Source organism: Methylobacterium sp. J-092 (assembly GCF_022829325.1).
In the GTDB taxonomy this organism is placed as follows: Bacteria; Pseudomonadota; Alphaproteobacteria; order Rhizobiales; family Beijerinckiaceae; genus Methylobacterium.
Map to the genome: position 1 here is coordinate 12,849 of NZ_JAKSXU010000129.1, position 23,799 is coordinate 36,647.

Genomic DNA, 23,799 nt, shown 5'->3' on the forward strand with positions numbered 1-23,799 from the left:
TTCGCAAATCGGCGTTGATGCCGCGGAGACCCGCGTCCAACCCTGGCCGTTAGCACTCGTGGAAGATGAGTGCCAAGGCTGCGGGCGAGATAGCGGCGGCCCCTTGGCGAGTCAAGTCTGTCGCACCCCGCGGCGGCCGTCGCGCGCCGGGTTTCTCCCCCTCATCGCAAGCGCCGACGGAATTCCCTTTCATGCTCAGCCTGCACGGCCCCGAGGGCGCGCTCGCGCCGAGCGACACCGGCGGCCGCGCCGCCGTCCCGACCCAGACCGTGTGGATCGACCTCAACGATCCGACCCCCGAGGAGGCCCGGGCGGTGGAGGAGGCCACCGGCATCCGCGTGCCTTCGCGCAAGGCGCTGTCCGAGGTCGAGAGCTCCAGCCGCCTGCGCCGGCTGAAGAACGGCCTGTCGCTCTCGACGCCGATGGTGACCTTCGAGAGCACCGACTCGCTGCTCAAGCCGCTCGGCTTCGTCCTGACGCCGGACCACCTCGTCACCGTGCGCTTCCACGAGCTGCGCGCCTTCACCGAGGTGCGCAAGCGGATCGACGAGGGGGAGGTCGCCAAGACCGGGATCGAGGTCTTCCTGCTGCTGATGGAGGAGCTGGTCGACAGCCTCGCCGATGCGCTCGAGGACATGGGCGCCGAGCTCGACGGCCTCTCGACGCGGATCTTCGACTTCGACGTGCGCGCCCGACCGTCGAAATCCGACGAGAAGGCTCCGCCGCGCCGCCGCGACCTGGCGCTGAAGCGCATCCTGCGGGGCATCGCCCGCCGCGGGAAGGTGCTCGGCAAGATCCGGGCGAGCCTGCTCGGCCTCGAGCGCATCGTGCCCTTCGTCGCCGGAGCCTGCGAGCAGGTGCTGGCCCAGGAGGAGACCGATGCACGCTTCGAGACGATCCGCCGGGACATCGAATCCCTCGACGAGTTCGAGACCCGGCTCTCGGAGAACGTCCAGTTCCTCCTCGACGCGGCCTTGGGCCTGATCAACATCGAGCAGAACAACGTCTTCCGCGTCCTCACCGTCGTCTCGGTGGTCGGCGTGCCGCCAACGCTGATCGCGTCGATGTACGGGATGAACTTCAAGCACATGCCCGAGCTGGATTGGGCCTACGGCTACCCCTACGCGCTCAGCCTGATCCTCGCGAGCGCGATCATCCCGATCGTGGTGTTCCGGATCAAGGGTTGGTTCTGAGGCGGCGCATCAGAGGACATCGCGCCGCTCGATCGCGGCGAGAATCGTCCCGCGGACGCCGTCGAGGTTTTCGTCGATCTCGGCGTTGGCGATGCGCACGACCTCGAACCCGCATCGTCCGAGCCATTCGGTCCGAACGGCATCGGACGCGATCGCGGCCTGCGATCCATGCGTCGCACCCACGACCTCGACGACGCGCTTCGCCTCGATGCAGGCGAAATCGACGACGTAGCGATCGATCGGCCATTGCCGCCGGAACTTGCGCCCGTTCAGCTGCCGATTGCGGAGGACGCGCCAGAGCCGTGCCTCCGCACCGGTCTGCGTCGCCCGCAAATTCGTCGCACGCTGCGTCGGGTTCGGCATGCCATGACCTGACCTCACAAGCCGACGCGACCTCGCGGATGCGCGACGCACACCCTCTCCCGTTCGGGAGAGGGTTGGGGTGAGGGGACAGGTTCATCCGGAGAAGGCGCATCCCTCACCCTGTCCCTCTCCCGGACGGGAGAGGGGACCCGCGCGTCCCCCTATAGGAAGTGTAGATCGTCCTGCCCTTCTCCCCCTGGGAGAAGGGACCCGCGGTTCACCCCACGATCGCCGAGAAGTCTGCGACTTCTCGGGTTGCGGCGCGCAGCGCGTTGAGGAGGGCGAGGCGGTTCTCGCGAAGCGCAGCGTCGTCGGCGTTGACGGTGACGTGCTCGAAGAAGGCGTCCACCGGGGCGCGCAGGTGCGAGAGCGCCCGCATCGCGCCGGCAAAATCCTCCTTCGCGACCGCCGCCGAAGCCTCGACCCGCGCCGTCGCCAGTGCCTCGGCGAGCGCCCGCTCCTCGGGCTGGCCGGCGGCGGCGAGCGCGGCATCGGGCTCGGCATCGTAGGCGCGGCCGTCCTTCTTTTCCTCGATGCGCAGGATGTTCGAGGCGCGCTTCACGCCGGCGAGCAGGTTCCTGCCGTCCTCGGTGTCGAGGAAGGCGCCGAGCGCCTCGACCCGGCGGACCACCATCAGCAGGTCGTCCTGGCCGGGCAGCGCGAAGACCGCATCGATCAGGTCGTGGCGGGCGCCCTTGTCGCGCAGGTAGACTTTGAGGCGGTCGGCGAAGAAGGCCAGCAAGTCGGCGACGCGCTGGGCCGACGGGCTTCGGTCGGCCTCGCCGTCGGTCTCGACGATTGCGGAGAAATGGAAGCCGGCCGAGCCGAGATCGTCCTCGCGGATGCTTGCGGGCTCGGCGGAGGCGGCCGGCGCGCCACGGGTTTCCGCGATGGCGAACTGTCGGTTGGCGACGCTCGAAAGCGGCAGCCGCAGGGACCGCTCCAGCGTGGTCCGGATCACCCCCAAAGCCGCCCGCCGCAGCGCGTACGGGTCCTTGCTCCCGGTGGGCTTCTCGTCGATCGCCCAGAAGCCCACCAGCGTGTCGAGCTTGTCGGCGAGCGCCACCGCCACCGAGACCGGATCGGTCGGCACGCGGTCGCTCGGCCCGACCGGCTTGTAGTGCTCCTCGATCGCGGCACAGACGCTCGGGTTCTCGCCCCGGAGCGCGGCGTAGCGGGCGCCCATCAAGCCCTGCAGCTCGGGAAACTCGCCGACCATCTCGGTGACGAGGTCCGCCTTGGCGAGCCGCGCGGCGCGCTCGGCGAGGTCGGCATCGGCGCCGACGAGGGAGGCAAGCTCACGCGCGAGCGCCGCGATGCGCTGCACCCGCTCGCCCTGCGTCCCGAGCTTTTCGTGAAACACGATGGTGTCAAGCTTCGGCAGGCGGTCCGCGAGGCGGATCGCCTTGTCGGTCTCCCAGAAGAACTTCGCGTCCGAGAGCCGGGCGCGGACCACGCGCTCGTTGCCCGCGGTGATCGCGGCGCCGCCGTCCGTGGCGACGAGGTTCGAGACCAGGATGAAGGCCGGCGCCAGCGCGCCGCCGGCGTCGCGCACGACGAAGCATTTCTGGTTGGCGCGGATGGTGGCGCGCACCGCCTCGCCCGGGATGTCGAGGAAGCTTTGGTCGAAGGTGCCCATCAGCACCACCGGCCATTCGACGAGGCCTGCGACCTCCTCCAGCAGGCCCTCGTCCTCCACGAGCTCGAGGCCGCGGGCGAAGGCGAGGTCGCGGGCGTCGTGCAGGATGATGTCCTTGCGGCGATCCGCATCGAGCACGACCTTGGCGCGCTCCAGGCTCCGGACGTAGTCGTCGAAGCGACGGACCTCGATCGCGCCGGGCGCCAGGAAGCGGTGGCCGTAGGTGGTGGTGCCCGACGTGATGCCGCCGACCTCGAACGGCACCAGGTCCGGCGTCTCGGTCTCCGGGCCGAAGGTCGCGACGATCGATTGCAGCGGGCGCACCCAGCGCAGGGCGCCCGCCTGCGCCGAGGCCGCCCCCCAGCGCATGGATTTCGGCCAGGGGAAGCTCTTGATGATCGCCGGCAGGACCTCGGCCAGCACGTCCAGCGTCTCGCGGCCGGGCTTTTCGATCACCGCGAGGTAGAACTCGCCCTTCTTCGGGTCGATGATCGTCCGCGCCTGGTCGAGGCTCGTCAGCCCGGCGCCGCGCAGGAAGCCCTGCACCGCGGCGTCCGGCGCGCCGACCTTCGGTCCGCGCCGCTCCTCGCGCAAAGCCTCGCCGCGCGCGGGCAAGCCGGCGATGTGGAGCGCCAGCCGGCGCGGGGTCGCGAAGGCCTTCGCGCCGTCGTAGAGGAAGCCGCGCTCGACCAGCGCGTCGGTGACGAGCTTCTTCAGGTCCTCGGCCGCGCGCCGCTGCATGCGGGCCGGGATTTCTTCGGAGCGGAGTTCGAGCAGCAAATCGGGCATGGCCGCGGGAATAGACGCCCGCTCCGCGTCCGTCGAGACGGAGCGTGCGGAGAGGCGCGGGATGCCGCCGCTGATCTGCGCGTCGCGCTCGGGCTAGGGCAGCTTCGCAGAAAGGATCGTCACGAGATCCCAGGTTTGCGCCGTCGTCGAGCGCACGTCGGCGATCAGCCAGCGCCCGTTCTCGCGCACGAGATCGTAGCGCAGGTCCTGCGGCGTGCCGTTGTGGAAGGTCGCCTGCACCACCGCACGCGCGTCGTCGGATGCGAGCATGGTGAGCTTCAGGGTCTTCTCCCAGTTCGCCTCCGTGTCCTGCCCGTTCACGTAGAAGGCGAAATCCAGTCGGCCGACCTCGTTTCCGGCCTCGCGCCGGTCCCGCTCGTAGAGCGAGCGCACGCGCGCGGCATAGAAGCCGACCGCGCCGATATCGTCCTTGGCGTAGAACGCGCGCACGGTCTCGACCGGGTCGGTGGCGGACTGGGCGAAGGCCGGAGCAGCGCCGAGGGCGAACAAGGCCAGGGTGGCGAACGCGAACCGGTTCATGCCGCCGCCGGCGCGCCGCCGGCCTCCGTGAGCAGCCAGGCCGCGCCGCAGGCCTTGGCCAGCTCGCGCACCCGCAGGATGTAGCTCTGGCGCTCGGTCACCGAGATCACGCCGCGGGCGTCGAGCAGGTTGAAGACGTGGCTCGCCTTGATGCACTGGTCGTAGGCCGGCTGAACCATGCGGTGGCGCGCGCCAGCGCGCTCGGGAGCGCCGGCGTCGAGGTAGAGGCGGCAGGCCTTCTCGGAATCGGCGAACTGGCGGAACAGCATCGCCGTGTCGGCCGCCTCGAAGTTGTGCCGCGAATATTCCTGCTCGGCCTGCAGGAATACGTCGCCGTAGCTCACCCTGTCCGCGCCGACGCCGCCGTTGAAGTTCAGATCGTAGACGTTCTCCACGCCCTGCACGTACATCGCCAGGCGCTCCAGCCCGTAGGTCAGCTCGCCCGCGACCGGTGCGCATTCGAGGCCGGCGACCTGCTGGAAGTAGGTGAACTGGCTCACCTCCATGCCGTCGCACCAGCATTCCCAGCCGAGACCCCAGGCACCCAGCGTGGGGCTTTCCCAGTCGTCCTCGACGAAGCGGATGTCGTGCAGGGCGAGATCGACGCCGATCGCGGCGAGCGATTCGAGGTAGAGCTCCTGCAGGTTCTCGGGGTTCGGCTTCAGGATGACCTGGAACTGGTAGTAGTGCTGCAGCCGGTTCGGGTTCTCGCCGTAGCGCCCGTCCTTCGGCCGGCGCGAGGGCTGGACGTAGGCGGCCTTCCACGGCTTCGGGCCGAGCGCGCGCAGCGTCGTCGCCGGGTGGAACGTGCCCGCCCCGACCTCCATGTCGTAAGGCTGCAGGATCACGCAGCCCTTGGCGGCCCAGAAGCGCTGCAGGGTCAGGATCAGGCCCTGGAACGACGTTTTCGGGCTGAGATCGGCATCGCTCGGCATGGGCGCTTCTTCGTCGTCGGGCAGGGGAGGCGGCAGCGTTTAAGCGCGGGCGACCGCATTGGGCAACCGAGACGCCGGCGCGGGTGCGGGCGCACACCGAATGCGGCGCAATTTCGGCAGACAAGCGGAACCGTATCGCGACGGCCAAGTTTATTGCCCAACACTGGGATATCGGCCGCCCGCCCCGGCCGAACGCGACGGAACAACAGTCATGCGCAGCCTCGCCAAGAAGAACGTCACCGTCTTCGCGGTCCTCGTCGCCGCCTCGCTCGTCGCGACACCGCTGGTGATGAGCGCCAGCAGCGCGCTGGCCACCGTGGACGACGTCTCGGCGGTGGCCGTGCCGGTCGCGGTGGTGCCGGTCGAGGTGGCGCCCGTCGCCGCGCCGGCCGTCAAGGCCGAGGGCTGCACCCGCAAGGTGCGGGTGGTCTACAGCGGGTACGGCACGCCGGACGCCGCCTGCCTCGCGCGCTGAGCGCGCCGTCGTGTGGCGGCCTTGCGGCCTCCGCGCGACGTCGCCTCACAGGCCGTAACGCGCCCAGGCCGCACGCTCCTCGATCGCGGCGATGGCCTCGTCGGCCACGCCGATCCCGCCCGGCGCCCCGCGGCGCAGCAGGCGGGCGACGAACGACCCCTTCGCCTCGGCGATCAGCCTCAGGTCCACGTCCTCGCCGAAACGGGCGCGCAGCGTCGAGCGGATGTCGCCGACCGCGTCGACGAGCCCGAGCTCGAGAGCCTGCCGTCCCGTCCAGATCGCCCCCGTGAACAGGTTCTCGCCGGACCTCAACGTCGGGCGACGCGTCGTGACGAGACCGGTGAACAGGTCCTGCACGTCGGCCTGGATGCGCAGCAGGCGTTCGACGTCGGCCGGGTCCTCCGGCCGGAACGGATCGAGCATCGCCTTGGCGTCGCCCTGGGTGTGGACGCGGCGCTCGACGCCGATGCGCGCGAGCAGCTTGTCGAACCCGAAGCCGGCCGAGACGACGCCGATCGAGCCGACCACCGAGGTCGGGTCGGCGACGATGGTGTCGGCCGCGCAGGCGATCATGTAGCCGCCCGACGCCGCCACGTCCTCGACGAAGGCGTAGACCGGCAGGTTCTTCTCCACGGCGAGATCCCGGATGCGCCGGTGGATCAGGTGGGATTGCGCCGGCGCGCCGCCCGGCGAGTTGATCACGATCGCCACGGCGACCGCGCCCGGCATCGCGAAGGCGCGCTCCAGGCTGCCCGCGACCGTGGCGATCGAGAGGCCCGGGCGCAGCGGCGAGACCGCGCCGATGGCGCCGTTCAGGCGCACCACGGCGACGCGCGACCGCGTCTTGCGAAAGCGCGCCGGAAGGAGCGCACGCACGAAATCCGGAACGGCGAAGGACATGGAGATCCGATGGTGGGAGAAGGCCCGCGTCGTGGGAGGTGGTCATCGCCGGCCCCACGGCAAGGCTTGCGGAGCAGGGCGCGTCGTTTCGCGGCCTGCCGATCGAACCGAATCGCGCCGGCCGCCGTTTCCGGCGCGGCGGAGCGTTCTCCGCCCGGGCGGGGCCCGACCCCTCGCCCGTCCCACAGGTAAGGAGAGGACGTCTCGATGCGATCCTGGAGATTTCTGATGGTCGTGCTCGCGCTGCTCGGCGGCGCGACGGGCCTGAGCCTCTCGGCGAAGGCCGCCCCGATGACGGTGCCGATCACCGCCGCGCAGAACGATGCCGCGCCGCTGGTGCAGAATGCCCGCTGGCACGGCCGCCGCCATTGGCATCGCCACCATCGCTGGCACCGGCATCACCGCTGGCACCGTCACCATCACTGGCGCCGGCATCATCACCACCACCATCACGGTCATCATCGCCGGCTGCGGTTCTACTGAGGTTTTGCGAGGGGGGCGTCCGGGACGCCCTCTCTTTTCATGCGTCGCGGATGATTTGCCCCGCATGCACCTTCACGCCGGCCAGGGCCGGCCACGGTGCAGGGCGTCCGCCTCGGCGGTGAAGCCGCCGTCCGCCCCCTGCAGGACGAGCGGCGGATGCAATTCGAGCGCGGCACGGCTTCCCTTGGTCGCGCGGACGAGGATGCGGATCGCCGGACGCTCGGCGCGGGCGTGGACCGGACGGATCGCGACGCCGCCGAACCGGTTGCGCAGGGCTTCGAGGCAAAGCGGCAGGGCGTCGGCCCGGTGGATCAACCCGAGCCGACCGTCCGGTCGAAGCAGGTCGGTGCAGGTCCGGATCCAGCGCTCCAACCCGCCCACAGGGAAGTCGTGGGCGGCGGCCTTGCCCGCGTCCGGCGACGGGCGGTGACGTCCCGCCTCGAAGAACGGCGGGTTGGTGAGCACGATGTCGGCGCAACCCGTTGCGAGGCCGGCGCTGCGGCGATCGGCACCGGAGGCGAGCACGTCGGCCTCGACCACCGTCACCCGGTCGGCCAGCGCGTTCAGCTCGGCGTTCCGGCGCGCCAGCGCGGCGATCTCGGGCGCGCGCTCGACCAGCACGATGCGGCTGCCGGGTTCGCGGATGCCGACGGCGAGCCCGACCGCCCCCGTCCCGGCCCCGACGTCGCAGACGACGTCGCCCGGCTTCGGCTCGATCCACCGCGCCAGCAGGACCGCGTCGGTCCCGGCTCGATGGCTGCCGCGCGGCGGCTGCAGCAGGCGCAGGGTTCCGCCGAGAAAGTCGTCCGGCACCTCGGCCATGATCAGCGGTTCGCATCGCGAAGCTCGTGCGCGAGCCCGGCGTCGCGCAGGAGCCGGCGCGCCTGCGCGGCATGATCGCCGGGCACCAGCAGGCGCCGGGGGAAGGCGCCGATCGAGCCCTCCATCAGGCTCATGTGGTTGTCGGCGACGAGCACCGGGATGTCGGCGCCTTCGAGCAGCGATTGCGCGAAGCCGATCAGGACGATGTCGTTGGTGCGGATCAGCTCGGTCATCACAACCCTGTTCCCGGTGGAGGGCGCTTTCGTCGCGTGCGCGCTGGCGTGCGCCGGCACCATATCCGGTTTCGCGGACGCATGTTGCGGTGCCCTCAAGCGCATGCGAAGGGGTGGCGCATCGCGCGCTGCAGTCGAAATCGGTCTGGAGGCATCGGACCTTGGGTGTCGTCGTTTCCATCGAAGAAGGCCGCCCCGACGCGGAAGCGAGCCTCGCCGACCTCGTGGCCCTGGTGTCGGGCGGCATGGAGCGGGTGAACGCCCAGATCCTGTCGCGCACCGGTTCCGACGTGGCGATGATCCCCGAGGTCGCCAACCATCTGATCGATTCCGGCGGCAAGCGCCTGCGCCCGATCCTGACCCTGGCGAGCGCCGACCTCTGCGGCTATTCCGGCCACGACGGGGACGTGAAGCTCGCCGCCAGCGTCGAGTTCATGCACACCGCGACCCTGCTGCACGACGACGTGGTGGACGGCAGCGACATGCGCCGCGGTCGGGTCGCGGCGCGGATCAAGTGGGGCAACGAGGCGAGCGTGCTCGTCGGCGACTTCCTGCTTGGGCAAGCGTTCCGGATGATGGTCGAGGTCGGCTCCCTGCGCGCCCTCGACATCCTCTCGGCCGCCGCGACGGTGATCGCCGAGGGCGAGGTCATGCAGCTCACCGCCGCCAAGAACACCGGCACCTCGGAGGACGCGTACCTCGCGGTGATCCGTGCCAAGACCGCGGAGCTGTTCGCCGCCGCCTGCGAGGTCGGTCCGGTCCTCGCCGGGCGCCCGGTCGCCGAGCAGGAGGCCTGCCGCGCCTACGGCATGAACCTCGGCATCGCCTTTCAGCTCATCGACGACGTGCTCGACTACGGCGGCACCAGCGCAGCGCTCGGCAAGAACGTCGGCGACGATTTTCGCGAAGGCAAGATCACCCTGCCGATCGTGCTCGCCGTCCGCCGCGGCACCGAGGAGGAGCGCGCCTTCTGGCGCCGGACTCTGGAGCAGGGTGCGCTGGAAGACGGCGATCTCGAGACCGCGCACGCGATCCTGCGGCGGCACCACGCCCTCGAGGAGACGGTCGCCCGCGCGCGCGACTACGGCACGCTGGCACGGGATGCGCTCGATCCCTTCCCCGAAAGCCCGATGAAGTCGGCGCTGCTGCAGGTCGTGGATTTCTGCGTTTCGCGCGTCCACTGATCCGCACGCGGCGGCCCTCCAACCACTTCACAGATCCTCTCGACGCTTCCGCCCGTCCGTCAGCGCAGGTAGGTCGCGACCGTCCACCACGTCGGCTGCGTCGAACCGATGGCGCACGCGGCCCGCGACGCCGAATGACGATCGGCGAAGACCGCGAACACCGTCGCGCCCGAACCCGACATCCGCGCGAGCCGGCAGCCCGCCTGGGTGCGGAGCGCCGCGAGCGCGGTGCCGATCGCCGGCGCCACGGTGAGCGCCGGGGCTTCGAGGTCGTTGCGCGCCGGCCCGATCGCCGCGACCAGAGCCTCGACCCCGGATTCCGGGCCGATCCCGGGATGGGGCGTGCCGTTCAAGCGATCGCCGACCCGGAGGCCGAGCGCCTTGAACACCGGTGCCGTCGGCACCGGCACGCCGGGGTTGATCAGCACCGCCGGGAACGGCTGCATCCCGAGCGCCGGGCCGATCTCCTCGCCGGCGCCGCGCATCATGCGGGCCCGCGGATCGAGGCAGACCGGCACGTCGGCCCCGGTGGCCCGCGCGGCGGCGATCACCGCCGGATGGTCGAGGGGCAGGCCGTTCAGCTCCGCGAGCAGGCGCAGCGCCGCGGCCGCATCCGACGACCCTCCGCCGATCCCCGCCGCCACCGGCAGCCGCTTGACGAGATCGAACGCGCCGAGCCTGAGATCCGGCATCGCCTCCGCGAGATGCCGTGTCGCCCGCACGACGAGGTTGTCGCCGGTCGGGCCGGCCGGTCCCGCGGTGGGGCCGCTCACCGAGAGCGACAGCTCCGGGCCGGGATCCAGCGTCAGCGCATCGCCGACGCCGGCGAACGCCACCAGGCTTTCCAGCACGTGGTAGCCGTCGCCGGGGCGACGCCCGAGCACGTGCAGGGTCAGGTTGATCTTCGCCGGAGCGCGGGTGGTGAGCAAAGCCATCGTGTGTCTTCGAACGGTGCCCGCGACGCCCTTGAGGATGCGTCGCAAAGAAAAGCCGGCTGCCTTGCGCGGCAGCCGGCATGATCGGTTCGTCTTCTAACTGACTGTGCTCAGCCGCCGCTCTTCTTGTCGGCCGAGCCCGGCGCCTCGCTCGGGGCCGGGGCGCCCTTCGGCAGTTCCGGGTTCTCGGCGTTGTGCGGCGCGGCAACCGGAGCCGGCGGGTTCTCCGCCGTGGCGGTCGGCTTGTCGGTGTCGGGCAGGCCGTTCTTCAGCTTCTCGTTGATCTGCACGAGGTCGTCGGGCTCGGGGTTCAGGTCCTTGGCGTGCTGCCACTGGAACTTGCCTTCGAGGCGCCGGCCGGAGCGCCAGTAGGCGTCGCCGAGGTGGTCGTTGATGGTCGGGTCGCCCGGCTTCAGCTCCACGGCCTTCTCGAGCTCGCGCACCGCGTCGTCCCAGCGCCCGAGGCGGAAATAGGCCCAGCCGAGGCTGTCGACGATCATGCCGTCGCGCGGGCTGGCGTCGGCCGCCTGCTTCAGCAGCTTGAAGGCGTCGTCGATGTTGATCTTCTGGTCGACCCAGGAATAGCCGAGATAGTTCAGCACCTGCGCCTTCGCCGCCGGCTGGCTCGCCGGCACGAGATCCAGGGCCTTCTTCAGGTCGGCCTCGGCCTTCGGCCATTGCTTGGCGCGCTCGTAGGCGGTGCCGCGGAAATAGTAGGTCGTCCAGAAGTTCGCCTGCGGCCGGTCGCCGATGAGCGCGATCGCGCGGCTGTAGGTCTCGGCCGCCTCCTCGTACTTCTTGCGCGAGCGCTGCACGTTGCCGAGCGCGGTGATGACGTCGATGTCGTCGGGATGCGCCTTCATCGCGGCGTCGAGGTACTGCAGCGCCTCGTCGCCCTTGCCGGCCTGCTCGAGGTTGAGGCCGATCTGGATGTCGGCGTTGAGCTTCAGCGGCGACGTCGCCGGGATCTGGGCGTAGGCCTCGTTCGCCTTCTCCGGCTGCTTCATCCGGTCGAGGGTGTCGGCGAGCGTCAGGCGCGCCAGCGCATGCTCGGGGGCGAGGTAGAGGGCGAGCCGGAGGTAGACCACCGCCGGCAGCTCGTCGCCCTGCGTCGATCCGGCCGAGCCGAGCCCGTACAGGACCTCGCCGGCGCCTTCCTGCGCCGTGGTGACGAGGCGGGCGAGCGGCTTGCCGGCCTTCAGCTTGTCGAGGGCGTCGCGCACGATCGGGTGGCGCGGCATCAGGGCGTCGAAGTCGGTATAGGCCTGGATCGCGAGGTCGGTGCGGCCGGCATTGGCCTCGAACCGTGCGTAGGCGTCGACGATGCGCAGGGTGTTCTTGTCGGCGTCGTAGGCCGCCTTGAGGCGGCGCTCCGCCTCGGCCTGGTCGCCGGTGACGCTGGCGATCAGGCCGGCATGATAGTCGCGGAAGGTGTTGTAGTAGCGCTCGCCCTTGAGCTTGCTCACGGTCTCGAGGGCGCGCTTGCCGTCGCCGGCACCCGCATAGGCCCAGGCGGTGAGGAGCGTCGCGGTGAGGTCGGCGGCGGCCCCGCGCCCGCTGCGCGAAAAATTCTGGCGGGCGGCGGCCCACTGGCCGGCCTTGATCTGGCGCACGCCGAGCGACAGCTGCGCCAGCCCGTTGGTCGAGTCGCGGTTGACGAGGCGCTCGGCCGCGCGGAACGCGTCGGGCAGGGCGCCGTCGGCGAGCAGCGAGACGAAGGCCCGCTCGAGCAGATCGGTGTTGCGCGGATCGGCCTTCACCGCCTCGCGGTAGAAGCTCGCCGCCGCCGCGGTGTCGCGGGAGGCCCCGGCGATGTAGGCCGAGAGGAAGTTGCCCTCAAGCGACTCCGCCGGCTCGTACTCCGACATCGGGCTGGATTCGCGCGGCTGCATCGCGAACGCTTGTCCGCCGAGCGAGACGCTCGCGGCGAGCGTCAGGGCGAGCACCGTGCGGGTGCGGCGGGGACGGACATCGGTCATGGGCACCGTTCACGGCTCCTGCGGGCGCCTGCCCATCGCGGCCAGGCGGCGCCGAATTCGGCGGGGACACTGGACTCTTCCCGCCATGCCCGCAAGGCGAAAGGATGGCGCGGGCCCGACCGCCGGACGCCGCCGGACCCGCCGCGATTCGATCGTTCCAGGCCCCGACGGACGACCCTTTCGGCTCGCGCGTCCGGTTCCCGCGAAGCGGGTTCGCCGAGCGAATCCGCTCCGCGCGACGTGGATCGCGCGGAGCGGACGAGGCGGATCGATCCGATCACATGTTGGGGTAGTTCGGCCCGCCAGGTCCCTCCGGCGTCATCCAGTTGATGTTCTGGTTGGGGTCCTTGATATCGCAGGTCTTGCAGTGGACGCAGTTCTGCGCGTTGATCTGGTAGCGCACGCCGTCGCCGGCGGCCGCATCCTCGACCCACTCGTAGACGCCCGCCGGGCAGTAGCGCGCGGAGGGCCCGCCGAACACGTCGTGCTCGGAGGTCTTCTGCAGGCCCATGTCCTTGACCTGAAGGTGGGCCGGCTGGTCCTCCTCGTGGTTGGTGTTCGAGAGGTAGACCGAGGACAGCCGGTCGAAGGTGAGCTTGCCGTCGGGCTTCGGGTAGACGATCGGCGTCACCTCGGAGATCGGCTTGGTGCAGGCGTAGTCGGGCTTGCCGTGCTTCAGCGTGCCGAAGATCGAGGCGTTCAGCAGGGTGTTGGACCACATGTCGAGGCCGCCCAAGCCCACGCCCGCGAGCGTGCCGTAGCGCGACCACAGCGGCTTGACGTTGCGGACCGCCTTGAGGTCGGTGCCGATCGCGCTGTCGCGCCAGCCGGCATCGTAGGCGGTGAGCTCGTCGCCCTGGCGCCCGGCCTTCAGCGCGGCGGCGATGGCGTCGGCCGCCTGCATCCCGGAGAGCACCGCGTTGTGCGAGCCCTTGATGCGCGGCACGTTCACGAAGCCGGCGGAATCGCCGACGAGGCAACCGCCGGGGAAGACGAGCTTCGGCACCGATTGCCATCCGCCTTCCATGATCGCGCGGGCGCCGTAGCCGATGCGCTTGGCGCCCTCGAACACCTCGCGGATCATCGGGTGGGTCTTGAAGCGCTGGAACTCCTCGAACGGCGACAGGGTCGGGTTCTCGTAGTTCAGGTGCGTGACGAAGCCGACCGAAAGCAGGTGGTCGTCGAAGTGGTAGAGCCACGAGCCGCCGCCGGCCTTGTTCGGCAGCGGCCAGCCCATCGAGTGCCGCACCAGGCCCGGCTCGAACTTGCCGGGCGCGAGCTGCCACAGCTCCTTCACGCCGAGCCCGTACTTCTGGTGGTCGCTGTGCCGGTTGAGCTGGAACCGGTCGATCACCGTCTTGGTCAGCGAGCCGCGCGCCCCCTCGCCGAAGATCACATACTTGCCGCGCAGCTCCATGCCGCGGGTGTAGTCGTCGCGCGGCTCGCCCGACTTGGCGATGCCGAGGTCGCCGGTGGCGACGCCGACGACGACGCCCCGGTCGTCGTAGAGCACCTCGGAGGCCGGAAAGCCGGGATAGATCTCGACGCCGAGCGCCTCGGCCTTCGCGCCGAGGTACTTGGTCACGTTCGAGAGCGAGCCGACGAAGTTGCCGTGGTTCGACATGAACTTCGGGAAGAACAGGTTCGGCAGGGTGACGCCGCTGTTCTTGGTCAGGAACAGGAACTCGTCGCGCTCCACCGCGGTCTTCAGCGGCCGCTCGGGATCGTCGCGCCAGTCCGGCACGAGGACGTCGAGGCCCGACGGGTCGATCACGGCGCCCGACAGGATGTGGGCGCCGACCTCGGAGCCCTTCTCCACGACGACCACGTTGACCTCGTCGCCGCTTTCGAGCGCGTGCTGCTTCAGGCGGATGGCGGCGGCGAGCCCGGCCGGCCCCGCGCCGACGACGACCACGTCGAAATCCATACCCTCGCGTTCGGGATGCGCCATGCCTGTCGTCTCCTGCCGTGTCTCGTTCGTGCGCGCGGACCGTGCGTCTCCGCCGTCCGATCGTTCGATGCGCCGTTGCCGTCGTTCTGAACCCGTTCCAATGTAGGTTGGCAAGCCGCTGCTGGCAGGGGATCGGGCGCGGGAGCGGCCAAGTTGCGCAGCGTCGCGGCCTGACGCCGACCGGAATGCCGCGTTGTCCACAGGCGTGCGAAGCCCCACATGATGCTCATGACCTCGTCGGCGGACGCACAGCGCGACCTGATCGCGTACCTCGATTTCCATGTGGAGAGCGGCGTCGACCTCGCCCTCGACGAGGCGCCCCACGACCGCTTCCGGGAAGCCGACACCCCGGCGCCGACCCTGCGTCGCAGCGCGCCCGTGCGCGAGGCGCAGGTGGACGCGCCGCGCCGGGAACAGCCGGAAGCGCCGCGCCGCGAGCTGCCGCCGCGGGGCGATCCGCCGCCGGCGCCCAAGAAGGCTCCGCCGCGTACCTACGGGCAGTCGGCATCGGCAAAGCCCGAGGATGCGGCGATCGATGCGCGGGCACGGGCGAAGGATGTCGGGACGCTCGAGGAGCTCGAGGCGTTGATGGCGACCTTCGACGCCTGCCCGCTGAAGTTCACCGCGAAGAACCTCGTCTTCGCCGACGGCAATCCGGCCGCGAAGCTGATGTTCATCGGCGAGGCGCCCGGCGCCGACGAGGACCGCATCGGCAAGCCGTTCATGGGTCGCTCGGGCCAGCTGCTCGACCGGATGATGGCGGCGATCGGCCTCGACCGGACCAAGGCCTACGTCGCCAACGTGGTGCCGTGGCGTCCGCCGGGCAACCGCGAGCCGACGATCCAGGAACTGGCCGTGTGCCGGCCCTTCCTGGAGCGCCAGATCGAGCTGGCCGACCCCGACATCATCGTCTGCCTCGGCAGCCCGGCGACGAAGGCGATCACCGGCACCAAGGACGGCATCCTGAAGGCGCGCGGGCGGTTCTACCCCTACGCGATGCCTCACCGCACCGTGCGGGCCCTCGCCACCCTGCACCCGGCCTACCTGCTGCGGCAGCCGATGCAGAAGCGGCTCGCCTGGCGCGATTTCCGGCTTTTGCGCACCGCACTCGACGGAAAAGCTTGACCGTTCCGGCGGAACCGTCCTTCGGCCTGTGTCATTACCCTGCGACTCGCGATAACGGCGTCGTGAGAACGAGTGGCGGTCGAGACCATGCGCTGGGACGATTTTCGGAGTTCGGACAACGTCGAGGATCGTCGCGGCGAGGGCGGCGGTGGTGGGATGGGCTTCCCGGGCGGCGGCGCCGGCGGCCTCGGCATCGGCGCGATCGTCGTCATCCTGATCATCAGCTGGGTCACGGGCATCAACCCGGCGATCCTGATGGGGGGCGCCGAGCAGATCACCCGTGGCGGCGGCAGCCAGCGCGAGGAACCGGCCGATCCGCAGACCCAGACGCGCCGCAAGACCGCGCCGACCGACGACAGCGGCCGCTTCGCCTCCAAGATCCTCGGCAACACCGAGGACGTATGGAGCCAGATCCTGCCGAACCAGACCGGCAAGCAGTACACCCCAACGACGATGGTGCTCTACACCGGCGGCACCCGCAGCGGCTGTGGCTCGGCCCAGGCCGCGATGGGCCCGTTCTACTGCCCGCTCGACAAGAAGGTCTATCTCGACACGGGCTTCTTCAAGGAGATGGAGCAGAAGTTCGGCGTGAAGGGCGACTTCGCCTACGCCTACGTCATCGCTCACGAGGTCGGCCACCACGTGCAGGACGTCCTCGGCATTCTCGGCAAGGTTCAGGCCCGGCAGCAGCAGGCGTCCTCGAAGCGAGACGCCAACGCGCTTTCCGTGCGGATCGAGCTGATGGCCGACTGCCTCGCCGGTGTCTGGGCCAAGAACTCCAACGACAAGTACAACGCGCTCGAGCAGGGCGACATCGACGAGGCGATGAACGCGGCGAGCGCGATCGGCGACGACAAGCTGCAGAAGCAGAGCCAAGGCTACGCCGTGCCGGATTCGTTCACCCACGGCTCGTCCGAGCAGCGCCAGCGCTGGTTCATGAACGGCTACAAGAGCGGCCAGACGAAGTCCTGCGACACGTTCCGGACCGCAAACAACTGACCCTCGCCAGCTTGCTCCCTCCTCTGCGGGGGAAGCGATGCGGCTCCCGACGATTCCGAGCGCTCGGGCTAGCACGCACGAGCGCTCGCCCCGCGTCGAACCATGCCGTGACGGCGATGCGGGAGAGAATGGTGGACGGTGCAGGGATCGAACCTGCGACCTTTCCCGTGTGAAGGGAACGCACTACCGCTGTGCTAACCGTCCGTACCGCGCGGCGACTCGCCGTCGCCGCGACCGGGGCGACCGGCGCTGGCGCCTTCGATCCCGGGACGAGGGCCTTCTAGGGCGGGGTAGGCGGCGGCGTCAAGCTGCAGAACCGGCGCGACCGCCCACCAATGTCGACGGCCGCGCCGGCTCCGATCGGAAAACCGCCTCGCGCCCTACTGGCCGCCGGCGTTGCCGCCGCCGCCGCGGCCCATCTGGGGAACGCCGCGCTCGGGCTGGTCGGCGTTGCCGCCCGCCGCGGAATCCGTCGTGACCGTCGCCGCGCCGGTGCCGGTCGGCGCAACCACGGCGCCGGCCCCGGAGCCGCTGTTGGTAGCGCCACCCGGAACCGCGACGGTGCCCGGCGGCGTGCCCGGCGCGACCTGCTGAGGCGGGTTCGGCTGGCGGATCGGTGCCGGTGCGTTGCTCTGGGCGAAGGCCGGCGTCGCCGCGGCGACGACGGTGGCGAGGAGAATCGATCGCATCGGAGGGTGATCTCCCTGGATAGTGGACGCCGCGCTGCGCGCAGCCGGTCGAACGACACAGGTCTTCAACCGCGAAACCCGGCGCGCGTTTCCGTCGGTCCTCGCGGGGCGTGCGGCTCCCTCCGTCCGACGGGCTGTGGCCGAGCAGGTCGATTGGGGGTTATGAGCCCAGCATGGCTCCTCTCGTCCGCTTCGCGCCGTCTCCGACCGGCTTCCTCCACATCGGCAATGCGCGCCCGGCGCTGCTGAACGCGCTGTTCGCCCGCGCGCGCGGCGGCCGCTTCCTGCTCCGGCTGGACGACACCGACCGCGAACGCTCGACCGAGGCCTTCGCCGAGGCGATCGAGACCGACCTCGCCTGGCTCGGCATCGTGCCGGATCTACGCGCCCGCCAATCCGACCGGACCGCGATCTACCACGCGGCCGCCAACAGGTTGAAGGCGCTCGGCCGGCTCTATCCATGCTACGAGACGTCGGAGGAGCTGGAGCGGCGGCGCAAGCGCCAGCTCGGCCGCGGCCTGCCGCCGATCTACGACCGCGCCGCCCTCGCGCTCACCGCCAACGAGCGGGCGGCGATGGAGGCCGAGGGCCGCATCCCGTATTGGCGCTTCAAGCTCGAGCCGCGCGTCGTCGCCTGGGACGACCTCGTCCGCGGCGAGGCCCATGTCGACTGCGCCTCGCTCTCGGACCCGGTGCTGGTGCGGGCCGACGGCAGCTACCTCTACACGCTGCCCTCGGTGGTCGACGACGCCGACCTCGGCGTCACCCACGTGATCCGCGGCGAAGACCACGTCACCAACACCGGCGTTCAGGTGCAGATCTTCGAGGCGCTGGCGGAGACGCTGCCGATCTTCGGCCACCACAACCTGCTGACCACGGCGGACGGGGAGGGGCTTTCCAAGCGCCTCGGCCACCTCTCGCTGCGGTCCTTGCGCGAGGCGGGCTACGAGCCGGCCGCCGTCCGCTCGCTCGCCGTGCTGACCGGATCGGCGGAGGCGGTCCGCGCCGTCGCGACGCTGGACGAGCTCGCCGGCCTCGTCGACCTCGCCCACATCTCGCGGGCGCCGGCCAAGTTCGACCCGCACGAGCTCGACGGGCTCAACGCCCGCATCCTGCACGCGATGCCCTTCGCCGACGCCGCCGAGCGCCTGGACGCGCTCGGCATCCCGGCCGCGGCCGCCGAGCCGCTGTGGCTCGCGGTGCGGGCCAACCTGCACAGGATCGACGAGGTCCGGGACTGGTGGGGGGTGGTGGCCGGGCCGGTGACACCGGTGATCGCAGACGCCGCCGTGACGGCGGCGGCCCTCGACACCCTTCCGCCCGAACCCTACGGACCCGAAACCTGGAAGGCCTGGACGACGACGATCCGCGAGCGGACCGGCGCCAAGGGCAAGGCGCTGTTCATGCCGCTGCGCCTGGCGCTCACGGGGCTGGAGCACGGGCCCGACCTTGCGGGCCTGCTGCCGCTGATCGGCCGGGACCGCGCCGGGCGACGGCTCGCCGGAGAGACCGCCTGAGACGCCGCCTCCCGGGCGGATCCTGGAAAAACGTCGGCCGGCTCTACTCGGCGAGATCGAGGAGATGGCGGCCCTCGCGATCGTCGATCTCGATGATCCACAGGTCGGAATCGAACCGGATCTCCTTGGTCAGGCGCTCCTCCGCATCAAGCGGCGTGCCCTCCGGAACCATCGCCACGAAGCGACGCCCGCCGGTATCCTCGTCCTTGAACAGCGCTTGCGGCGCCGGCCCGTAGAGGTCGGCGCGGCCGTCGAGGCGATCGACCTTGACGAAGATCGCGCCGGCCTCCGCCGCGCCCCGGCGGCGCTGCACCGCGGAGATCCCCTCGACGGCCAGTCGCCGCAGATGGGCCGAAACCCAGAAATCGGAGCGCAGGCGCGGCATGGACCCTCCCGGTGCGGATGCGCGCCGGGCATGCGCCGCGCCGGACCGCGATGCAATCAGGCCGGGGGCAGGGCCGCGCGGGCGGCGAGCTCGCGAAGCGTGCGGCCGGCGGCCTCGCCCTTCACCGGCAGCTTGCGGTCGCGCTCGAACTTCTCGATCGCCGCGCGGGTGGTCGCTCCCATCAGCCCGTCGGCCTTGAGCGGGCCGTAGCCGAGCTTCGACAAGGCCTTCTGCGCCTGCATCACCGCCGGCTGCGGCTTGGGCGGCGCGACGGCACTCTTGGGCGTCACCGAAGCGGTCGTCTCGTCGGATCGGATCAGGTCGGCGATCGGATCGCGGGCGGCGGGCCTAGCGGCCTCTGCTGCCTTGAGAGGCGTGCGCGCCGTCTCGGCCGGCCGGTCGGCATCGGCGACCTTCTCAGGCGCCGACCTCGCGGCGGGGTCCTTTCTCGCGGCATCCTTGCTCGCCGCATCCTTGCTCATCGCATCTTGGCGGATCGCGATCTTCGGCAGGATCGGGGCCGGGTGGCGCCCGTTCTGGTAGCCGAGGGCGTTCATCGAGACGACCACCACCGCGCCGAACGCGACCACGCCGCCGAACAGCGCGCCGGGATTGCGCCGGCACATCCGGAACGTCCCGCTGGCGACGGCGCCGAGCATCATCCGCCATTCCGACACGTCGGCGGCGGGCCGGCGCTGCGCCGGGCGGCGGGGGGCCTTGGCCGGGCGGGCGCTGCGGGCGTCTCCGGCGACGGTGATCTCGCGATGGTCGCGCATCTCGGACATTCTGTCTCCCCGTTGCGTTTCGATCAGCCGACGCGGCGCAGGCGCGCGGGATCGTCGATCTCCCGCACCACCGTCGGCCCGGTGTCGAACAGGCCGAGCGGCAGCCGCACCACGGCGCCGTTGGCCGAAGCCCTGCCGGCCGGGCGAACCCGGGCGGTGAGCGGCGCGGTGCCGACCGGGCTCTCGGCCGACCGGCAGGCCCTCGGCAGGCTGACGGTGACCGTGGTCCCGGCATCCGGCGCGCTCTCGATCGCGATCATGCCGCCGTGCAGGCCGACGAGGCCCTGCACCACCGAGAGGCCGAGGCCGGTGCCCTCGTGGGTGCGCTTGTAGCCGCCGGAGCCGGCCTGGAAGAACGGCGTTCCGAGTCGCGGCAGGTCGGCCTCGCGGATGCCGATGCCGGTATCCGAGACGATCAGGTCGAGGCCGGCCGCGGTCCGGCGCAGCGCCACCTCGACGCGGCCGCCGGCTGGCGTGAACTTCACCGCGTTCGAGATCAGGTTGATCAGCACCTGACGGCAGGCGCGCGAATCGGCGGTGATCTCGATCGGGCCGGGCTCGGCGACCTGCGCGAGCACGACGCCGACCGCATCGGCCTTGAGCTTCATCAGGTCGCAGCAGCTGCGCGTCAGCGCCGCCGCGTCGACCAGCTCGGGCGCGTAGTCGAAGTTGCCGCTTTGGATCCGGCTCATGTCGAGCAGCGTGTTGACGACGCTGAGCAGGTGCTGGCCCGAGGCGCCGATGATGCCGGCATATTCCCGCGCCCGCTCCGGTGCGAGCACGACCGCGCCTTCGCCGGCCAGGACCTCGGAGAAGCCGATGATAGCGTTCAGGGGCGTGCGCAGCTCGTGGGTGACGTTGGCCAGGAACCGGCTCTTGACCTCGTCGGCGCGCTCTGCCTCGGCGCGGGCGCGCTCGAGCTCCTCGGCGTGGCGGCGATGCTCGGTCACGTCGCGGGTCACCGCGACGACGCCGACCGGGCCCGACGGCGACTGCGCGATCCGGTGGGCGCGCATCTCGACATGGATCAGCCGCGCGCCGTCCTGGCGCCGGGCGGTCGGGTCGACGTTGAGGCGCAGCTGCACCGTCGCCGGCTTGCCCAGAGCCGCGACATCGCTGATCGCCTGGAGGAAGGCGGGGCGGTCGGCCACGTGCACCCGCTCGAGCAGGCCGTGGCCGCGCAGGCGCATCGCATCAGTGCCGACGAGCGTCTCGGCCGAGGCCGACGCCTCGATCACCCGGCCGTTGACGTCGTGCCAGGTCACGAGGTCGTCGATGGCCGCGAGCAGCATCCGGTCGCGGGCCTCGTTGTCCCGCATGCGCTTGCGCCACTGGCCCTCGTTGCGCATCTGCTCCAGCACCTGCGCGGCGACGTGGCCGATCGCGGTGATGGCGAAGACCGGCATCGCGACGGAGGCCGACAGCGCCATGGTCGGGCTCGTGATGATCCACGATCCGGTGAACGCCACGCAGAGGACGCCGACCATCGCGAGCAGCGACGCCGCGACGGTGGCGCGCTTCGAGCCGGAGACCACCGCCTCGAGCGGGATCGCCACGAGCCAGATCGCGGCGGCCGACTGCACGCCGCCGGTGAGGCTGGCGAGGCACACGACGAGGCCGGTGAGGCCGGCCGACGAGACGGCGTGCGCGATCCACAGCGAGCCGGTGCGCGAGAGCAGGACGGCGGCGAGCACGGGCAGGAACAGGCTGGCGATCGCCAGGACCTCGATGCCCGACGGCACGCCGCGCCACAGCAGGTAGGGCGGCAGGCCGGCCATCATCACCGCGCCGGTGGCGAGGCGCGACACGAGGAAGCGCTCGTGGCGGAAGCGCACGCTGGCATCCTCGATCGCCGATTCATGCACGAAGCTCGCGAGGCGGGCGTCGAGCAGCGCGGGCAGCCGGTGTTGAATACGCAAGACAGATACGCGCAACGCACAAGACCCAAGACCAGGACGGCCAACAACGCGGCATGCCTGGCAATACTCGGCCTTCGCGCCCCCCGGTTCGGTGACGAACGACTAGATCCCGACCCTCGCAGACCCGGCTTAAACGAGTGTTGCGCGTCGGCCCGCGATGGCCGGGATGCTTTCCACAACGTAACCGTGACTACGCGCAGGGTGTCCCCGTCGGGGCTCGTTCACCATCGAATGCCTTTTAGGCGATCGGTTGACGTTGGATTCAGGAAAACGGCCCCACCCTCGGGCGTCTTCGACCCGCACGCTTCCCGGATCACCGTCCATGTCGTTCCTGCTGCGAGCCGCCCTGGTGATCGGCGCGTTGTCGTACCTCGCGGCCACCCGCGACCAGCCGGGGACACGCGCGAGCGTTCCGTCCGCACCCGAGATGGCCGGTCCGCGCGACGCGGCGTTCCCGGCGCCCGCGACGGGATCGACGTTGCTCGCCACGGTCGGGTCCGCCACGGCCGCCTGGAGCGCGATGCCGGCGGAGTCCCGGCAGCGCCTGGCGCAGGAGGCCATGGCCGAGCTCGGCCGGCACGTCGGTCCGCAGGCCGCCTCGCGCGACACCCTCGCGGATGCCGATCGCAAGGCTCCGTGGCGGGGATCGGAGGGGCGCTGAGGCCGTTCGTGCTGGACGATACGACGACGCGGAGTGCGTGAGCCCGAGCCGGCGGCCGGCGCCGGCCGATCTCAGGACGACTTCCGAGCCCGCATCGGCAGGGGCGTCCGGTTCGCCGGCCGCTCGGCCGCGGCCTGCCGGATCTTGCCCGTGTCCGGCGCATGGTGCGGCTGGTGGGCGTCGGACGCGCCGCTGCGCTCGCGCAGCGGCCGGTCGAGGATCGCCGAGAGCAGGTCGCGGGCGGCGGGACGATCGGTGGTCCGAAACAGGCGGACGAGCTCGAACACCCGCTCGGCCGAGCGCGAGACCGCCTCGTCGAGGGTCAGGAAGACGTAGACCGCCTCCTCCTCGTGGAGGTCGGCGGCGCGCAGGCACAGCGTGAGCAGGTCGTAGCGCGAGCCGGCGTCGGGCGCGCTGCGCAGGAAATTCGCCGGCAGCCCGAGCCCGTCCGACAGGGCGGCGAGGAAGCCCGGGACGTCGTGGGCGGCGGAGAGGCCGAGCAGCATGCCGCCAAGATCGCGCGGCGGGGGCGGGCAGGGGCGAAGCGCGGCCGTGGCGGCGATCGCCTCGCGGATCGCGTCGCGCCGGATCGGGTCGGCGTGCAGGTAGAGCGGAGCGAGCTCGCCGGCGGCGAGATCCGGGCGGGCGAGCAGGAGGCCAGCGAGGTCCGGATCGGTCCGGCCGCGGCCGACGAGGTGCCGGACGTCGCCGCCGCGGAGCGTGATCCCGAGATTGCCGGCAAGCGCCCTGTCAATCGCCGGATCGCCGCGCTGCGCCAGCTCGGCGATCACCGCGCGGGGGAGGCCGGGTCGGCCAGCCATCGCCGAGCCGAGATCGGCACCGTCGAGGAGCGCGGCATCGATCAGGGCGGGCGAAAGCGTCACCGCCGACCCCAGCACGATGTCGCGGACGCGTCCGCCGCGGGCGGCCAGCGTGGCGAGGACGGATTGCGGCGTGTCGGCGAAGGGCGCGAGCTTCTCCGCAACGATCGCCGCCGTCTCCTCATCGACGATCGGGATCAGACCGCCGGCGAGCGAGGCGAAGGATTCGAGCTCCGACTTGTCGCGGTTGGCCGCCTGCACGAACAGATCGGTCTGGACCCGCAGGATGACGGGCTTCAGGTCGAGATGCGCGATGCGCGACAGTTCGATCAGCCCGGACAGGTCGGGCGCGACCTCGACGGATGGGGGCATGGCACTTCGGATACGCAGGAACTGGATCGACCATCACGCTAGGGTCGTTTGCGTGAATCGACCTTTAAGCCGCTCGCCGAAGCGACGTGTCGTCCTGCGCCAAGA

At 71.0% G+C, this 23,799-nt stretch carries 23 protein-coding genes and 1 tRNA gene; 8 read left to right on the forward strand and 16 right to left on the reverse strand.

Going from position 1 to position 23,799, the window contains the following annotated elements; all coding sequences use genetic code 11:
• Positions 1-191: 191 nt before the first annotated feature.
• Positions 192-1,193 (forward strand): magnesium transporter CorA family protein, encoded by a 1,002-nt coding sequence (locus tag MKK60_RS15845; RefSeq protein WP_147841290.1) that lies wholly within the window; start codon positions 192-194, stop codon positions 1,191-1,193.
• 9 nt (positions 1,194-1,202) lie between these two features.
• Here the strand turns inward: MKK60_RS15845 and MKK60_RS15850 are convergent, their stop codons facing one another.
• From MKK60_RS15850 to MKK60_RS15865, 4 genes are all read right to left on the reverse strand, one after another.
• Entirely contained in the window at positions 1,203-1,556 is a 354-nt protein-coding gene (locus MKK60_RS15850) for an endonuclease domain-containing protein (RefSeq protein ID WP_243936209.1), read from the reverse strand.
• Between the two features lie 217 nt (positions 1,557-1,773).
• Complete coding sequence (gene glyS / locus MKK60_RS15855) at positions 1,774-3,984, reverse strand: glycine--tRNA ligase subunit beta (protein ID WP_243987113.1); 2,211 nt, start codon at positions 3,982-3,984, stop codon at positions 1,774-1,776.
• A 93-nt stretch (positions 3,985-4,077) separates the two neighbouring features.
• Positions 4,078-4,524, reverse strand: coding sequence for a DUF3828 domain-containing protein (locus tag MKK60_RS15860; protein WP_243987115.1), 447 nt, complete (start codon positions 4,522-4,524; stop codon positions 4,078-4,080).
• Entirely contained in the window at positions 4,521-5,459 is a 939-nt protein-coding gene (locus MKK60_RS15865; protein ID WP_243937789.1) for a glycine--tRNA ligase subunit alpha, read from the reverse strand. Before MKK60_RS15865 ends, MKK60_RS15860 begins: the two co-directional genes overlap by 4 nt.
• Positions 5,460-5,670: 211 nt before the next feature.
• Between MKK60_RS15865 and MKK60_RS15870 the strand changes: the two genes are divergently transcribed.
• The gene (locus MKK60_RS15870) at positions 5,671-5,934 is read left to right on the forward strand and encodes a hypothetical protein (RefSeq protein ID WP_147725407.1); all 264 of its coding nucleotides are present in this window, start codon (positions 5,671-5,673) and stop codon (positions 5,932-5,934) included.
• Positions 5,935-5,979: 45 nt separating this feature from the next.
• On the opposite strand, the gene MKK60_RS15875 is transcribed toward MKK60_RS15870, so the two are convergent.
• Entirely contained in the window at positions 5,980-6,834 is an 855-nt protein-coding gene (locus MKK60_RS15875; protein WP_243987117.1) for a S49 family peptidase, read from the reverse strand.
• A gap of 228 nt (positions 6,835-7,062) precedes the next feature.
• Between MKK60_RS15875 and MKK60_RS15880 the strand changes: the two genes are divergently transcribed.
• Positions 7,063-7,317 (forward strand): hypothetical protein, encoded by a 255-nt coding sequence (locus MKK60_RS15880; RefSeq protein WP_187275371.1) that lies wholly within the window; start codon positions 7,063-7,065, stop codon positions 7,315-7,317.
• Between the two features lie 72 nt (positions 7,318-7,389).
• Here MKK60_RS15880 and MKK60_RS15885 read toward each other — a convergent pair whose 3' ends face one another.
• A complete protein-coding gene (locus tag MKK60_RS15885) occupies positions 7,390-8,139 on the reverse strand; it encodes a tRNA1(Val) (adenine(37)-N6)-methyltransferase (RefSeq protein ID WP_243987118.1) in 750 nt (249 codons plus the stop codon).
• A gap of 2 nt (positions 8,140-8,141) precedes the next feature.
• Entirely contained in the window at positions 8,142-8,372 is a 231-nt protein-coding gene (locus tag MKK60_RS15890) for a DUF2007 domain-containing protein (protein WP_243987120.1), read from the reverse strand.
• A gap of 161 nt (positions 8,373-8,533) precedes the next feature.
• Here MKK60_RS15890 and MKK60_RS15895 point away from each other — a divergent pair, with 161 nt between their 5' ends.
• Positions 8,534-9,556 (forward strand): polyprenyl synthetase family protein, encoded by a 1,023-nt coding sequence (locus MKK60_RS15895; protein ID WP_147725412.1) that lies wholly within the window; start codon positions 8,534-8,536, stop codon positions 9,554-9,556.
• Positions 9,557-9,615: 59 nt separating this feature from the next.
• Here MKK60_RS15895 and MKK60_RS15900 read toward each other — a convergent pair whose 3' ends face one another.
• The 3 genes from MKK60_RS15900 to MKK60_RS15910 all read right to left on the reverse strand — a co-directional run bounded on the left by MKK60_RS15900 (position 9,616) and on the right by MKK60_RS15910 (position 14,421).
• A complete protein-coding gene (locus tag MKK60_RS15900; RefSeq protein WP_243987121.1) occupies positions 9,616-10,491 on the reverse strand; it encodes a 4-(cytidine 5'-diphospho)-2-C-methyl-D-erythritol kinase in 876 nt (291 codons plus the stop codon).
• Positions 10,492-10,601: 110 nt separating this feature from the next.
• A complete protein-coding gene (locus tag MKK60_RS15905; protein WP_243987304.1) occupies positions 10,602-12,470 on the reverse strand; it encodes a tetratricopeptide repeat protein in 1,869 nt (622 codons plus the stop codon).
• A 277-nt stretch (positions 12,471-12,747) separates the two neighbouring features.
• Positions 12,748-14,421 carry an electron transfer flavoprotein-ubiquinone oxidoreductase gene (locus MKK60_RS15910; RefSeq protein WP_243987123.1) on the reverse strand — a complete coding sequence of 558 codons (1,674 nt, stop codon included), beginning with the start codon at positions 14,419-14,421 and terminating at the stop codon, positions 12,748-12,750.
• Positions 14,422-14,649: 228 nt separating this feature from the next.
• On the opposite strand from MKK60_RS15910, the gene MKK60_RS15915 reads away from it, so the two are divergent.
• Both MKK60_RS15915 and MKK60_RS15920 read left to right on the forward strand, forming a co-directional pair.
• Complete coding sequence (locus MKK60_RS15915; protein ID WP_243987307.1) at positions 14,650-15,546, forward strand: uracil-DNA glycosylase family protein; 897 nt, start codon at positions 14,650-14,652, stop codon at positions 15,544-15,546.
• An 87-nt stretch (positions 15,547-15,633) separates the two neighbouring features.
• Positions 15,634-16,545: a neutral zinc metallopeptidase gene (locus tag MKK60_RS15920; protein ID WP_147728610.1), complete on the forward strand. Its 912-nt coding sequence runs from the start codon at positions 15,634-15,636 to the stop codon at positions 16,543-16,545.
• A 129-nt stretch (positions 16,546-16,674) separates the two neighbouring features.
• On the opposite strand, the gene MKK60_RS15925 is transcribed toward MKK60_RS15920, so the two are convergent.
• Positions 16,675-16,749: transfer RNA gene (locus MKK60_RS15925), tRNA-Val, on the reverse strand.
• Positions 16,750-16,925: 176 nt separating this feature from the next.
• A complete protein-coding gene (locus tag MKK60_RS15930; protein WP_147728608.1) occupies positions 16,926-17,234 on the reverse strand; it encodes a hypothetical protein in 309 nt (102 codons plus the stop codon).
• 173 nt (positions 17,235-17,407) lie between these two features.
• Between MKK60_RS15930 and gltX the strand changes: the two genes are divergently transcribed.
• Positions 17,408-18,751, forward strand: coding sequence for a glutamate--tRNA ligase (gene gltX, locus MKK60_RS15935; RefSeq protein ID WP_243987125.1), 1,344 nt, complete (start codon positions 17,408-17,410; stop codon positions 18,749-18,751).
• Positions 18,752-18,794: 43 nt separating this feature from the next.
• Here the strand turns inward: gltX and MKK60_RS15940 are convergent, their stop codons facing one another.
• The 3 genes from MKK60_RS15940 to MKK60_RS15950 are packed head-to-tail and all read right to left on the reverse strand — an operon-like array spanning position 18,795 to position 21,840.
• Positions 18,795-19,136, reverse strand: a complete 342-nt coding sequence (locus MKK60_RS15940) for a DUF1491 family protein (protein WP_243987127.1) — start codon at positions 19,134-19,136, stop codon at positions 18,795-18,797.
• 56 nt (positions 19,137-19,192) lie between these two features.
• Positions 19,193-19,912, reverse strand: coding sequence for a peptidoglycan-binding domain-containing protein (locus tag MKK60_RS15945; protein ID WP_243987309.1), 720 nt, complete (start codon positions 19,910-19,912; stop codon positions 19,193-19,195).
• Positions 19,913-19,944: 32 nt separating this feature from the next.
• A complete protein-coding gene (locus MKK60_RS15950; RefSeq protein ID WP_243987129.1) occupies positions 19,945-21,840 on the reverse strand; it encodes a PAS domain-containing sensor histidine kinase in 1,896 nt (631 codons plus the stop codon).
• A 322-nt stretch (positions 21,841-22,162) separates the two neighbouring features.
• Here MKK60_RS15950 and MKK60_RS15955 point away from each other — a divergent pair, with 322 nt between their 5' ends.
• Positions 22,163-22,501, forward strand: a complete 339-nt coding sequence (locus MKK60_RS15955; protein ID WP_243987131.1) for a hypothetical protein — start codon at positions 22,163-22,165, stop codon at positions 22,499-22,501.
• A gap of 71 nt (positions 22,502-22,572) precedes the next feature.
• Here the strand turns inward: MKK60_RS15955 and MKK60_RS15960 are convergent, their stop codons facing one another.
• Complete coding sequence (locus MKK60_RS15960) at positions 22,573-23,694, reverse strand: DUF2336 domain-containing protein (RefSeq protein WP_243987133.1); 1,122 nt, start codon at positions 23,692-23,694, stop codon at positions 22,573-22,575.
• Positions 23,695-23,799: the final 105 nt, after the last annotated feature.

What these genes read in the sequence shown, in the direction of transcription:
- MKK60_RS15845 (WP_147841290.1), top strand. Translation starts at nt 192, where the DNA reads ATGCTCAGCCTGCACGGCCCCGAGGGCGCGCTCGCGCCGAGCGACACC.
- MKK60_RS15850 (WP_243936209.1), bottom strand. Translation starts at nt 1,556, where the DNA reads ATGCCGAACCCGACGCAGCGTGCGACGAATTTGCGGGCGACGCAGACC.
- glyS (WP_243987113.1), bottom strand. Translation starts at nt 3,984, where the DNA reads ATGCCCGATTTGCTGCTCGAACTCCGCTCCGAAGAAATCCCGGCCCGC.
- MKK60_RS15860 (WP_243987115.1), bottom strand. Translation starts at nt 4,524, where the DNA reads ATGAACCGGTTCGCGTTCGCCACCCTGGCCTTGTTCGCCCTCGGCGCT.
- MKK60_RS15865 (WP_243937789.1), bottom strand. Translation starts at nt 5,459, where the DNA reads ATGCCGAGCGATGCCGATCTCAGCCCGAAAACGTCGTTCCAGGGCCTG.
- MKK60_RS15870 (WP_147725407.1), top strand. Translation starts at nt 5,671, where the DNA reads ATGCGCAGCCTCGCCAAGAAGAACGTCACCGTCTTCGCGGTCCTCGTC.
- MKK60_RS15875 (WP_243987117.1), bottom strand. Translation starts at nt 6,834, where the DNA reads ATGTCCTTCGCCGTTCCGGATTTCGTGCGTGCGCTCCTTCCGGCGCGC.
- MKK60_RS15880 (WP_187275371.1), top strand. Translation starts at nt 7,063, where the DNA reads ATGGTCGTGCTCGCGCTGCTCGGCGGCGCGACGGGCCTGAGCCTCTCG.
- MKK60_RS15885 (WP_243987118.1), bottom strand. Translation starts at nt 8,139, where the DNA reads ATGGCCGAGGTGCCGGACGACTTTCTCGGCGGAACCCTGCGCCTGCTG.
- MKK60_RS15890 (WP_243987120.1), bottom strand. Translation starts at nt 8,372, where the DNA reads ATGACCGAGCTGATCCGCACCAACGACATCGTCCTGATCGGCTTCGCG.
- MKK60_RS15900 (WP_243987121.1), bottom strand. Translation starts at nt 10,491, where the DNA reads ATGGCTTTGCTCACCACCCGCGCTCCGGCGAAGATCAACCTGACCCTG.
- MKK60_RS15905 (WP_243987304.1), bottom strand. Translation starts at nt 12,470, where the DNA reads ATGACCGATGTCCGTCCCCGCCGCACCCGCACGGTGCTCGCCCTGACG.
- MKK60_RS15910 (WP_243987123.1), bottom strand. Translation starts at nt 14,421, where the DNA reads ATGGCGCATCCCGAACGCGAGGGTATGGATTTCGACGTGGTCGTCGTC.
- MKK60_RS15915 (WP_243987307.1), top strand. Translation starts at nt 14,650, where the DNA reads ATGACCTCGTCGGCGGACGCACAGCGCGACCTGATCGCGTACCTCGAT.
- MKK60_RS15920 (WP_147728610.1), top strand. Translation starts at nt 15,634, where the DNA reads ATGCGCTGGGACGATTTTCGGAGTTCGGACAACGTCGAGGATCGTCGC.
- MKK60_RS15930 (WP_147728608.1), bottom strand. Translation starts at nt 17,234, where the DNA reads ATGCGATCGATTCTCCTCGCCACCGTCGTCGCCGCGGCGACGCCGGCC.
- gltX (WP_243987125.1), top strand. Translation starts at nt 17,408, where the DNA reads ATGGCTCCTCTCGTCCGCTTCGCGCCGTCTCCGACCGGCTTCCTCCAC.
- MKK60_RS15940 (WP_243987127.1), bottom strand. Translation starts at nt 19,136, where the DNA reads ATGCCGCGCCTGCGCTCCGATTTCTGGGTTTCGGCCCATCTGCGGCGA.
- MKK60_RS15945 (WP_243987309.1), bottom strand. Translation starts at nt 19,912, where the DNA reads ATGCGCGACCATCGCGAGATCACCGTCGCCGGAGACGCCCGCAGCGCC.
- MKK60_RS15955 (WP_243987131.1), top strand. Translation starts at nt 22,163, where the DNA reads ATGTCGTTCCTGCTGCGAGCCGCCCTGGTGATCGGCGCGTTGTCGTAC.
- MKK60_RS15960 (WP_243987133.1), bottom strand. Translation starts at nt 23,694, where the DNA reads ATGCCCCCATCCGTCGAGGTCGCGCCCGACCTGTCCGGGCTGATCGAA.